We start from the raw sequence: 11,714 nt of genomic DNA on the forward strand, positions 1-11,714 counted from the left end.
AGGGGGATTTAGGGGGATCGAGATATGTGCAACTTCACCTTAAACTGGTATTACTCGTGCGATCGTCCGAACCCGATCGCCCTAATGCCCATTTGTTAACTTGGCTAAAACGGTGGCGAAGAGAGCAGGTTCGATCGGCTTTGTTAAGTGTTCGTTGTAACCAGTGGCGATCGCCCGATCGCGGCCTTCTTCGCTAGCATAAGCTGTCAGCGCCACGGCCGGCAAGCGCTTGATTTTGTCGGATTCGGACGATCGCACTTTGCGGATCAGCGAGTAGCCGTCCTCAACGGGCATACCGATATCGCTGACTAAAATATCCGGCGGCGACTGCTGCAAAATGTCGATCGCCTCTGCAGCCGAAGCAGCCGCAGTCCCAGTCGCCCCGCACTGTTCGAGCGCAACCATCAAAAACTGGCGGTTGTCGGGCTCGTCGTCAACTACCAACACCTTTAAACCAGTCAAAATACCCGGATGCCTTGGATTGGATTTCCTTTCTCCTCTCAAGTGCGGCTGCTTACTCCGAGGCTGTTTGAGTGGCAGTGTCACCGTAAATGTCGCACCCTGGTCTGGACCGGGACTTTCCGCAGTCACAGTACCCCCGTGGAGTTGCACCAAGTGCTCGACGATCGCCAATCCCAGTCCCAAACCGCTCTCAGCCTTAGTTTTAGAGGCGTCTGCTTGTCGGAAGCGATCGAACACGTAGGGCAGAAACTCAGCAGAAATGCCCTTTCCGGTATCGCTGACAGTAATTTGCACGTAATTGGGTGATGAGGAACCGCTAACAGCCACCGCAGACAAGCGCAGTTGCACATTTCCCCCCGAAGGCGTAAACTTCACGGCGTTAGTCAGCAAATTCCACACTACCTGCTGCAACCTCTGGGCGTCGCCCCACATCAAGCCGACTGCGGGGTCAAATTCTGACGAAATGGTGACAGACTTGGCCTCGGCTGCCGAACTAACTGAATTATGAGCCGCCTCGATCGTCCTTACCATGTAGAACCAGCCGGGTTTCAGGGCTAGCTTGCCTTGAATAATCCGGGAAACGTCGAGCAAATCTTCCACTAGCTGAATCTGCACCTTCGACTGACGTTCAATGGCTTCCAAACCCGAAGCTAATTTATCTTCGTTGTAGGGATGGGCGCGCAGGATCTGTGCCCACCCCTGAATCACATTTAAAGGCGTTCGCAATTCGTGGGAAAGAGAGTCTAGAAACTCGTCTTTCCGGCGGCTGATAGCTTCTGCTTCTGCCCGCGCGACTTGTTCGCGCTCAAGTAACTGAGCGCGTTGGGCCTCGACTTGCTTGCGATCGCTGATGTCGGCGGTGATCGACATACAGTTGATATTGCCGTTGCTGTCGCGGACTGGAGTTGCCCACAAACTGATGTCGATCGAGCTGCCGTCTTTCCTTTGGCGCTGGGTTTCCATGCCGGCGATCGCGTTTCCTTGGCGAATTCTTTTCAAGTTCGCTGTGAATTCCTCCCGCTTGTCTGCGGGAACGCAGGGCACAAATTGACCTACCGCTTCTGATTCATGCCAGCCAAAAATCTTCTCGGCTGCTGGGTTCCACATTTTCACAGTCCCGTCGTCGCAGTCCAAAACGGTAATTGCTAGGGGACAAGCCTGAATCAAGGCTTCTAAAGTTTGATGGATGTGCGATCGCGCTGCTTCTGCTTGTTTGCGATCGCTGATATCGACATTCACCCCGATCATCCGCAAAGGCAAACCCCGATCGTCGGGAAACACCTTAGCCCTGCAAGCAATCCAGCCCACGCTTTTGTCCGGGCGGCAGATGCGGAACTCAATGTTTAATTCCTCCCCGGACGCCCTCGCAGCCTTTACCTGCTTTTGAATAACAGCGCGCTCGTCTGGATGCACCATTTGGGCCCAACTTTCATAGCTGTCGATACCGCCTGCAGGCAGCCCGTACAAAGCCTCGAACTCCGGCGTACACGCGAGCTCGCCGGTTTGGACGTTCCATTCAAAAGTTCCGATTTTGCCTGCTTGCTGAGCGATTTGCAGCCGTTCTTGATTGTTTTTGAGTTCTGCTTCCACCCGCGAGATCTCGGTCAAGTCGATGAAGAATGCGACGATCGTCTCTGGTTCGCCGTTTTCCGGGCACAGAGTGGTTCCCCCCATCAGAAGCGGCACGCGGCTGCCATCTTTGCGGATGTACTCTTTCTTGAAAGGAGTTGCGACTCCCTTAGCCCGCAGTTCCCCGGCCGCCAGGGCGTCGAGGTGCAGGTATTCGGGGGGGGTCATTCTGTCCCACCGCATTTGACCCGAGAGCAAGTCTGAGCGGGTGTAGCCGACCATGTTGAGCAGGGATTGGTTGGCGTAGGCGATGCGGCCGCTAAAATCGCCGATCGCGACTCCGAAAATATTTGACTCGAACAGCCGCCGGAATATGCTTTCGCTTTGCTGTATTACTCGTTTTGCTTGTTTGCGATCGGTAATTTCGGCTACCACAGTGCTGACTCCCAGCAGTGTTCCTGATTCATCGCTCACGGGGTAAAAGCTGATTTGCCAATCCCGCAAGACTCCCGGCTGTTGCTTGGTTTCTGCCTTAATTTCCAAGTCGAGCACGGGGGTTTGCGTCGCCAGCACTTGGCGGTAAATCCGCTCTACCATATCGGCCATTTCGGGAATTACTTCTCTAACGGTGCGCCCGAGGTGCTCTCGGATCGATCGGCCGTTGATCGCAGCGAGGCATTCGTTGAGGCGGATGTAGCGCAAATTGGTATCGACAAAGCACAGCCCGACTGGTGTGGTTTTGTAAACTAAGTCGAGTTCTGCTAGTTGGCGGCGAATGCGTATTTCGTTTTCTCGAAGTTGGTTTTGGGCTTGTTTGCGATCGGTGATATCTAGTACGAAGAATGCTCCTTTGTCTTTGCATCCTGGGAAGTTTCCGCCGCCGACTAAAACTGGGAACCGCGTGCCGTCTTTGCGGAGATATTCTTTTTCAAAAGGTGCGCAACTTCCTGATGCTTCGACTTGCGCGATGGCGATGCGATCGAGTTCTAGATATTCCGGCGCCGTGAGTTCGAGCCAGCGGATCTGTCCCGAAACTAAGTCTTCCCTCGTATATCCGATCATTTCCAGCAAGGCGTCGTTAGCGTCCGTAACTTCGCCGCTGACATCCCAGAAACCGATGCCGATCATGTTAGATTCTACCACGCTGCGGAAGCGCATTTCGCTTTCTGTCAAAGCTAATTCGGTTTGTTTTGCTGCGGTAATATCTGTGATAATTAGGCCGACTCCGATTATTTCTCCCCTTTCATTTTTCACTGGGTAGTAGTTGGCTAGCCAGTAACCGAAATATCCCGGTTTTCCATCAGGTTCCCCGCTCATTTCTAAGTTTAAAACAGGCTGACCGGTTTCTAAAACTTGCTGAATTATCGGCGCAAATTTGGCTGCATGTTCTGGCAACAATTGGCGGAAGTCTTGGCCGAGATGCTGTTCTATCGGCAAACCGTTGAGTTCTGCTAATACTTGATTGATACGGATGAAGCGCATTTCGCGATCCATAAAGCAAATCGCTAGGGGAGATGCTTCTAACAGCGAGTCAATTAACGCAAAGGATTGCGATGTTTGAGATAGTGCTTGCTGCGCTTCTGCGTAGAGTCTGGCGTTGTCTAGGGCGATCGCCACGCGGTATGCTAGGTCTTCTAGCATTGCCATGTCTTCTGCACTGTAGCGGCGGCTAAACTTTGAGGTAAAGCAAGTGATGGAACCCATTACCCGCCCGCGAGCCTTCAGCGGTACGCAAACGTGAGAGCCGATATTGAGCGATCGCAATATTTCTATTTCTGCTGCATTTTCGCATCCTGCTGCTAAAATTTCCTCATCCACTTCGGCAATTAGTTCGGATGTTCCGGTGCGGATTACCAGCGGATAGCCGTTAGTAGCATTGTCGGCGATCGGACTGCGGATTCTCAAGTTATTCAGACTATCAACTATAGAGGCTTCTGCGTGAGCGGCAGCGACTCGACGCACTTTTGAGTCGGTTTCGGTCAAATGAATGCAGCACCCGTCGGCGATCGAATTTACTGCTAATTCTGCTACCTTTTGCAGCACCGTTTCCCCGTCAAACGCAGCAGCCAGCATTTTGCTGACTTCTGCTAAAAAGGCCGAGCGCTGTTGTTCTATTTCCGCTTGTTCCCTCGCTGTTTGCTCGATTGTTAACTGCAATCTTTGAGTTTCGGCAAGTTTTATTTCTGTGATATCGCGGGCGACAATTAAGGCTGATTCTGGTACGCCATTTTTGTCAAATTCTGGAACTACGCGGGATTGATAACTTCGGATGCCGTTGATTGAGAAAGCCTGAAATTCGATAATTTCTTCTTGACCTGTTTCTAACACTTTGTGCAGGGTTTCATCCCACATCTGGCACAGTTCCGGCGGCATTCCTATTTCTTGACTGGTTTTACCCAGGAAGAATGAAATTGGTTTTCCTTGGCTTCTTTCAACTGCTTGATTGACATAAATATAACGCAGCTCTTTGTCGGTGCGGATAATTACATCTGGCGTATTTTCTAGCAGCGTTCTCAGTTGCTGTTCGCTACTTGCCAAAGCTGCTTGCGCTTGTTGTCTTTCCGTGACATCTCTCACCGTGCCCACGTATCCGATGAGTTCGCCGGAGTCGGAGAACATCGGCGAGGAACAAACGTTAATCCAGCGCACAATCCCCTGTTGTGTTTGCAGGCGATACTCGATCGCATATTCCCCACCTTGCCGAGTATAATCTAGCCATCGGGTCAATACGCGATCGCAGTCTTCCGGGTGAATGCAATTCTCCCAACCGTCTCCTAAAAGTTCTGTCAAGCTTAAGCCGCAAATAGCCTGACAGCGTGGGTTTGCATAGGTGTAGCGCCCCTCAAAATCTGCCATAAAAATGCCGACCGGCGAACAGGAACTTAAACAGCGAAATCGTTCTTCTTGAGCTTGCAGCGCTTCTTTAGCTACTGTCAGTTCTGCTGTGCGCTGTTTGACGCGGCTTTCTAGGTTAGTGTAGGATAAAGCCAGGGCTATTTCTGCTTCTTGGCGATCGGTAATATCAATGCCCGTTGCTATCACATATTCTACCAAACCCTCGTCATCAAGCGTCACAGTATTCGACCAAGAAATGAAGCGCTTCGATCCGTTTTTAGTGCGCCAATAGTTTTGATATTCGCTGTTAAAATGTTCGACTTTGAGCTGGGTAAAAACTGTTTTAACAAGTTCTGTTTCTTCGGAAATTAAGAACAAATCCCAAACATATTTATTAACAACTTCTGCTGTCGAGTAGCCTGTAGTTTTTTCGCAAGCTTGGTTAAAGCGGACAATCCGTCCTTGGCTGTCGAGAACTACAATCAAGCAAGCCGTCGTGTCAATTACTTTTGAAATAATATTACGTTCTATTTCTAGTTCTTTTTGTGCAGACTTTAAGCCAGCATACCAAGCGATAACCATTGCCGCGGCCAAAAGTAAGATTGCAGGAGCTGCCTGGAAGGAAAACAGTAACAGAGTTGTCAGCAGTAAAGCCGTGCCGGCACTAAAAATAGCAATACTGTAAGATTTAATGGGTAAGGGCAAGACCTGAAACCGAGTCATTTTTGTTGACCTGTAGCGATGGCGCGATCGCACTATGTCTTATGTCGATGAAACAACCTTGTTAAAACTCAGTTAAAACTAAGTATTTATTTTTTCTATACAAAACCACATTTGTCGGCCCTGTGCCATCTTCCCAGAGACAGATTGGCTGCGGGATTGGTGCTGAATCAACTGCTATCATAGATCAAGGGACAAATGAGATTATCTAATTTCTGGGAGCAATAAGCGAGTGAATCACAAGCGGGCCAAAATTATCGGATTATTTTTCGCAGCCGCCACCCTCTTTGGATTCGTCGGTTACGCACTTCAAAATCCCAACTTAGGCAGCAGCTCAGCGATATCGATCGGCTTCCCCAATCTTACCATCGCGGCCGTCGGGGCGATCGACAACAAACGATCCCAAATCTATCTCAACGGAACTTGGCAATTTGTTCCCGCAGTTGGCAACCCCCAAAACCCCCCCGTCTCCCCAAATTGGGGTTCCATCTCGGTGCCTGGAGACTGGCAAAAAGAAAACAACGAATCCGTACCCGGAATCCTCACTCGCGGCAGCGGCAAAGATTGGGAAAACTTCAACAGTAAACAACTATCAAAAGCTTGGTATCAGAAAAATATAGACATTCCCGGCGACTGGACAAACCGCCGAATTTTTCTCGACTTAGCCAGAGTCAGCACCGATGCAGTCATCTTTGTCAACGGCATTAACTGCGGTCAAATCCCCTGGCCCTACGGCACTATTGAAATTACCAAAGCAGCCAAACCCGGTCAAAACACCCTATCTATTTTAGTGGTGGCAGTATCCGATGAAAAGGAAAAAGCCGTCATCATGGGCCCCACAGAAATCTACACAGAAAAATCCAACTTGCAATCGCGGGGAATCATCGGTGAAGTACGGCTTCTGAGCCTTCCCCCAGGCCCGCTGATTAGCGACGTATTCGTCCAAACTTCCACCCGAAAAAAGCAAGTTAAATTAGATGTAGAACTCAAAGACGTTGCCCAAAACGGTAAAGTAGAAATAATCGCGCAAATGCTCGACGAAAAAGGCAAAGTAGAACAAAAATTTACAGGCACTGCCAACGTTCAAGCTAAACCCATTCAAACGTTACAAGTTCAGTGGAATTGGCCAAATCCCCGTCTTTGGGATGTCGGGCAACCAAACCTTTACACCCTGCAATTAGAAGTAAAAGGCAGCGGCATTGACACGCAATACGACCAACCTTTTGGCTTCCGCGAATTTTGGATAGAAGGGCGCAAATTTTTCTTAAACGGAACAGAATTTCGGCTGCGACCAAACTTGCACTTCGATTCTTGGCAAGGCGGGATACTAGAAGTTTCTGACAGGCTAATTGACAGCTATGTAAAAGCCGGTTTTAACATAACAGAAATGTGGCCTTGGAATCACGACGAACGGGGTAGATGGCACTTCCGAGAGTTATTTTCCGAAAGAGCAGACCTCAAAGGTTTTCCCATTATGGCTCCCGCTTTAGACATTAGTCCTATCGCTTGGAACGGCAAGTGGAAGAACCCCCTGTGGAACAACCGCTGGAAAGACCGAATGGTAACTGAAATGCGCCGCTACCGCAATCATCCATCAGTATTAATGTGGGCGACAAGTCCTAATTTTTTCGGCAATGCTGACGACCTAAATCCCCGTCGCATCGGCAAAAGCAAAGTAGAAGGAACTCTCAGTCCCCCGGACAACCAGCGTTTGCGGGTCAACACTCCCCTAGGAAATGACGCTATAGCTGCGATTAAATCGGCTGACCCAACCAGACCTGTGATGGTACACCAAGGCGCACACTTCGGCGATGTTTACGCACTCAATTCTTATTTAAATATCATTCCCTTGCAAGAACGGGAAGAGTGGATTTCTGAGTGGAGCAAAACCGGGGAAATGCCCTACATGGCAGTCGAGTTTGGGACTCCTCTGCACGCAACGATGATGCGGAACCGCAAAGGTTTTGGTCAGGTGATTCTCAGCGAACCTTGGATGACTGAGTTTGCGGCAATTTATTTTGGCAAGCAGGCTTACGAGTTGGAAACGACGGCTTATAAATCTAAAATTCGCGAGCAATTTGTCAAGGGCCAGGAGTATCAAAGCTGGCATTTAAAAAAAGAGTTGGATTTTGCCCCAGCTTTTCAAAAGTTGCAGGAGTTATTCAGTACAAATACTTGGCGGAGTTGGCGAACTTTTGGAATGTCTGGGGGGATGATTCCTTGGAATGACGGGCACGGTTGGGAAGTTTCCGATGCGGGCAGAAAAAAGGTGGATATTGGGGCATTTCAACCTGGTCGGCGGGGAGTTTATTTGAAGCAAGTCTCGAATAATCTTTTGAATTATTTGCAACCCGAAGCTTACACTGTTCATCCTGGGGGCGAGGCAATTATGAAGAATAATAGCTCGACTTTGGCGTGGATTGCTGGTGCTAGCCCGGTTTTTACTGCGAAAGATCACAATTTGTTTGTGGGCGGAAAACTGGCAAAGCAAGTAGTGTTAATTAACGATACGCGGGCGACGCAAGAATTTTCGTTTAATTGGCGGGTTTTGGTGGGGGGGAAAGAAGTTAAAAAAGGCGATGGAAAAGGAAAAATTGCTCCGGCAGGAACGCTGTTTTTCCCAATAGACGTAAATTTGCCAAATACCATTTCTAGCAAGGCTGACGGCGAAATTCGCTTGACTGCACGGGTGGGGGAGCGATCGCATTCTGATACATTTGCTTTCCGCGTTTTTCCCAAACAATCCAACATCAAAGATTCGGTGACAATCTTCGATCCAGCGGGCAAAACATCGGCCATGTTAAAACAGTTAGGTCATCAGCTTGTACCGTGGAATGGTTCGCAAGTTTCATCGCTATTAATTATCGGTAGGGAAGCATTTTCTAGCGGGGAAAATTTGCCGGGAAGTTTAGAAAGTTTTGTGCGAAACGGCGGCAAAGCAATTGTGTTTCCTCAGCGCAGGGAATGGCTGAAAAATACGGGTTTCCGAGTTGCTGTCCACGTCAGCCGCCGCGCTTATCCAGTTGACAGCAACCATCCGGCAATTAGCAGTTTAGACAGTGAAGATTTGCGGGATTGGGCGGGGGAAAGCACGCTGGTTGAAGCTTATCCAAATACGCTCCAAACTGGCCCTAATTTGAGTCCGGCAAATAAACCTTGGTACGGCTGGCGTTGGGGAAATCGCGGCGGTGTCAGTAGCGCTTCTATTGAGAAACCGCACCGCAGCAGTTGGCGCCCAATTTTGGAATCTGAGTTTGATTTAGCTTATTCGCCGCTGATGGAATTGGATTACGGAAAAGGGCGACTGATTTTAAACGAGTTGGATTTGGAAGACCATTATTCTGTAGATGCTGGGGCGGCGCAGTTAGTGCAACAAATTGTGAGTTACGGGATGAATTCTCCGGTACTTGGAAAGCCGGATAAAGTGGTTTTAATTGGGGGAGATGAAGATGCCCAAAAGTTGGACAGTTTGGGGGTAATTTATCAGCGGGCTAGTTCGCTTTCTAATGATGCAGGTTTGGTCATTGTGGGGAGAGAAGCGAATCTGAAAGATACAGATTTGCGCGGTTATTTGAATGCTGGCGGGAAGGCGTTTTTCTTGCCGCGTGAAGTGCCGGCTGCGGGTTTGGGCGTGGGTTTGCAGCAAGCGCAGGATTTTGGAGGTTCGCTGGCGGTTCCGAGTTGGGATGAGGTGAAGGGGGTTAGCGCCTCAGATTTGCGATCGCGCTCTTTTTATGATACTTGGTTGATTAAGTCTGGGGGAGAAATCGGTGCTGACGGTTTGTTAAGTCGAGTAAAAGTTGGCAAGGGTGTGGCGATTTTTTCTCAGATTGAACCTGACAGTTTGAATGCTGATACTAAGACTTATTTGCGTTTTACTCGCTGGCGGCAAACCAGGGCAAATGCTCAGATTTTGGCTAATTTAGGGGCGAGTTTTAAGGCGGATGAATCTGTGTTTAACGGTTCGAGTCGGGAGTTTTATCACTGGGATTACAGAACGGATTTTGAGAATGGGGACGATCCTTATCGGTATTATCGATGGTAGGTGTTACCACTCTATTTTTACCGGATAGTTGGCTAGTATCGAATCGCCACTCACCAGCACAGCGTTTTCTACAATCGCTTGAGAAATCAACAGGCGATCGAACGGATCTTTGTGATGGTTGGGTAGGCTATCCAAGGTGAAAAGATGAGTTAAATTAATAGGTAACACTTCTATATTATTAGTCTGTTGCTGACTTTCTATAAGTTCTGGTAAAGGCAGATTGAGACTCAGCTTCCCCAGTTGGAGCTTGATTTGCATTTCCCAAATGCTGCCAATGCTTAAAAGCAAGATATTTTCTGGGTTTTGGCACAATGCCAAAGCCTGTGCTGAAAGCTTTTGGGGGGAACTATCCCATCAAATGAATGTATGAGTATCCAGCAGTAATTTCATAGATTCCCTGTCCAAAATTCGTCTGGTAACGGTTCATCAAAATCATTACTTGTCCAGATTGCTCCTGCGTGTAATCCTGCTGTACGCTGCTTAGTTGGGGATGCGATCGGCGCTAAACGGACAAGGGGAATTCCACCTTCTGTGAGAACAACCTCTATGCCTTTAAGTGCTAGAGATAATAACTCTTTCAAATTTGTCTGTGCTTCTTGCACGTCTACTGTTTTTGTCACCATTGCAGTTATCCAAGCTAGGGATTAAAAGTGCGATCGAACAGAGGTTAGCAATTTCAAGCTTAAATTGCTGATTTTATTATACTGTTAAATATCAAAGGTCAAAGTGACGGCGGAAGCGGGGGTCTAGTTTGTCGGTTTTCTTTTGGTTGCAAGTGCTGCAGAGGGTTTGCAAGTTGCTGATGTCGTTGCTGCCGCCGCGCGCTAGGGGGATGATATGATCGATCGTCAGTTGGGTTTCTAGTTTTGTTTGGCCGCAGCTTTGGCACTGGTATTTATTGCGAGTAAATACATATTTTCTGACTTCTGGGGGAATCGGGATTCTAGGGGTTTTAGACATGATGATTTTTAACCGCAGATGAACGCGAATTAACGCCGATGTTTGATGGATTAGCTGGGTGAGTTTTCTTGATTGAGAAGTTGGCGACGCAAATCATCGAGGGGGGATTCGGGTTTGCTAGTTTCTGATTCGTTGTTTTCTGGTGTTTCTTCAACGTCTGGTTCGTCTGGGCAAAATTCTATAGTGACATTGAGTTTGAGCTTCATCTTTCCTTTCTTCCAGCCCTGAGCACCCACTCTGAGAATTTCACAATCTATACCTTCACCAAACCAGTTCTCATAAGCATTAGGTTGTTGGTCAGTATTTAAACCTACATAAATGTAGAGTTTTTGTTGATTCAACAACTGAGTGAGTTTCTCTCCTAACCCATATTCAGGCAAAACTCCATTTACTGTTTCCTTGAGTTTTTCTACTTTAAGCATTGCGTTACCGAAAGATAAAGCATCCTCATTACCGCAGTTGTGAAAATCAAATTTATCTTCCATATTCTTGCCCCTCCTCGCTTTAGCCCTATTTAATCTACTACTCTTTCTAATCCCAAACCTACCATCAAACAGCGATCAACGTAGTTTATGGCCTCATTTGAAAGGGAACCCAGTTTCCGGGTAATCATTGACTTGTTGAGAGTAAAAATAGATTCGCACCTAACTACCGACTCAACTCTAATACCAGCTAATACAATTTCATCTCCTGTTATCAAATATTGAGTGGTAGTCAAAGGGCGAGTTGTCTTAGAAGTACAAGGTACAACCATCACATCGTCAAGAATTTGGTTGAGATTATCTGCCGAAATTATCACAGCCGGACGCAGTTTAAACTGTGTTAGCTGAGTAGAAGGCATTGGCACTTGAGCCAACACTACATCACCGCGTCGTAAGTTCATCGGCAAATATTTCGTCATAAATGTCATTTTCCGCACTCAGCCAATCTTGATAAGCTTGGGATAAAAGCATCGGCTGAATAGGTTCTTTTCCACTTTTCAAGAAGAGGGCTAGGTTCAGAAGTGTTGCTAACTTATCCTCGGAAAGTTGCTCGATTATTGTTAGAAGTTTTTGGCGAATGTTCATAGGATTAAAGTCGCTCTTTGTTGGCTATTATAGCACAATAAACACAAGAAAGAAAC

At 47.9% G+C, this 11,714-nt stretch carries 8 protein-coding genes; 1 reads left to right on the top strand and 7 read right to left on the bottom strand.

The features are described from left to right. Nucleotides 1–81 precede the first annotated feature (81 nt). Complete coding sequence (locus tag QUB44_RS11305; protein ID WP_333366788.1) at nucleotides 82–5,589, bottom strand: PAS domain S-box protein; 5,508 nt, start codon at nucleotides 5,587–5,589, stop codon at nucleotides 82–84. A gap of 229 nt (nucleotides 5,590–5,818) precedes the next feature. On the opposite strand from QUB44_RS11305, the gene QUB44_RS11310 reads away from it, so the two are divergent. Next, entirely contained in the window at nucleotides 5,819–9,631 is a 3,813-nt protein-coding gene (locus QUB44_RS11310) for a sugar-binding domain-containing protein (RefSeq protein ID WP_333366791.1), read from the top strand. A gap of 3 nt (nucleotides 9,632–9,634) precedes the next feature. Here QUB44_RS11310 and QUB44_RS11315 read toward each other — a convergent pair whose 3' ends face one another. The 6 genes from QUB44_RS11315 to QUB44_RS11340 all read right to left on the bottom strand — a co-directional run bounded on the left by QUB44_RS11315 (nucleotide 9,635) and on the right by QUB44_RS11340 (nucleotide 11,658). Further along, on the bottom strand, nucleotides 9,635–9,949 hold the full coding sequence (locus QUB44_RS11315; RefSeq protein WP_333366794.1) for a type II toxin-antitoxin system VapC family toxin: 315 nt from the start codon (nucleotides 9,947–9,949) through the stop codon (nucleotides 9,635–9,637). A gap of 68 nt (nucleotides 9,950–10,017) precedes the next feature. Next, a complete protein-coding gene (locus QUB44_RS11320) occupies nucleotides 10,018–10,254 on the bottom strand; it encodes a toxin-antitoxin (TA) system antitoxin (protein ID WP_333366796.1) in 237 nt (78 codons plus the stop codon). Nucleotides 10,255–10,345: 91 nt separating this feature from the next. Then, nucleotides 10,346–10,591 (bottom strand): HNH endonuclease, encoded by a 246-nt coding sequence (locus QUB44_RS11325; RefSeq protein ID WP_333146872.1) that lies wholly within the window; start codon nucleotides 10,589–10,591, stop codon nucleotides 10,346–10,348. Between the two features lie 50 nt (nucleotides 10,592–10,641). Further along, entirely contained in the window at nucleotides 10,642–11,076 is a 435-nt protein-coding gene (locus QUB44_RS11330) for a KGK domain-containing protein (protein ID WP_333366799.1), read from the bottom strand. 29 nt (nucleotides 11,077–11,105) lie between these two features. After that, the gene (locus tag QUB44_RS11335) at nucleotides 11,106–11,474 is read right to left on the bottom strand and encodes a type II toxin-antitoxin system PemK/MazF family toxin (protein WP_333366802.1); all 369 of its coding nucleotides are present in this window, start codon (nucleotides 11,472–11,474) and stop codon (nucleotides 11,106–11,108) included. Then, the gene (locus QUB44_RS11340) at nucleotides 11,455–11,658 is read right to left on the bottom strand and encodes a hypothetical protein (RefSeq protein WP_333366805.1); all 204 of its coding nucleotides are present in this window, start codon (nucleotides 11,656–11,658) and stop codon (nucleotides 11,455–11,457) included. Before QUB44_RS11340 ends, QUB44_RS11335 begins: the two co-directional genes overlap by 20 nt. Nucleotides 11,659–11,714: the final 56 nt, after the last annotated feature.

The sequence above is a fragment of the Microcoleus sp. AT3-D2 genome, assembly GCF_036705715.1.
Taxonomy (GTDB): domain Bacteria; phylum Cyanobacteriota; class Cyanobacteriia; order Cyanobacteriales; family Microcoleaceae; genus Microcoleus.

Coding starts and splice junctions, on each gene's coding strand:
- QUB44_RS11320 (WP_333366796.1), bottom strand. CDS start 10,254: ATGGTGACAAAAACAGTAGACGTGCAAGAAGCACAGACAAATTTGAAA.
- QUB44_RS11325 (WP_333146872.1), bottom strand. CDS start 10,591: ATGTCTAAAACCCCTAGAATCCCGATTCCCCCAGAAGTCAGAAAATAT.
- QUB44_RS11330 (WP_333366799.1), bottom strand. CDS start 11,076: ATGGAAGATAAATTTGATTTTCACAACTGCGGTAATGAGGATGCTTTA.
- QUB44_RS11340 (WP_333366805.1), bottom strand. CDS start 11,658: ATGAACATTCGCCAAAAACTTCTAACAATAATCGAGCAACTTTCCGAG.
- QUB44_RS11305 (WP_333366788.1), bottom strand. CDS start 5,589: ATGACTCGGTTTCAGGTCTTGCCCTTACCCATTAAATCTTACAGTATT.
- QUB44_RS11335 (WP_333366802.1), bottom strand. CDS start 11,474: ATGAACTTACGACGCGGTGATGTAGTGTTGGCTCAAGTGCCAATGCCT.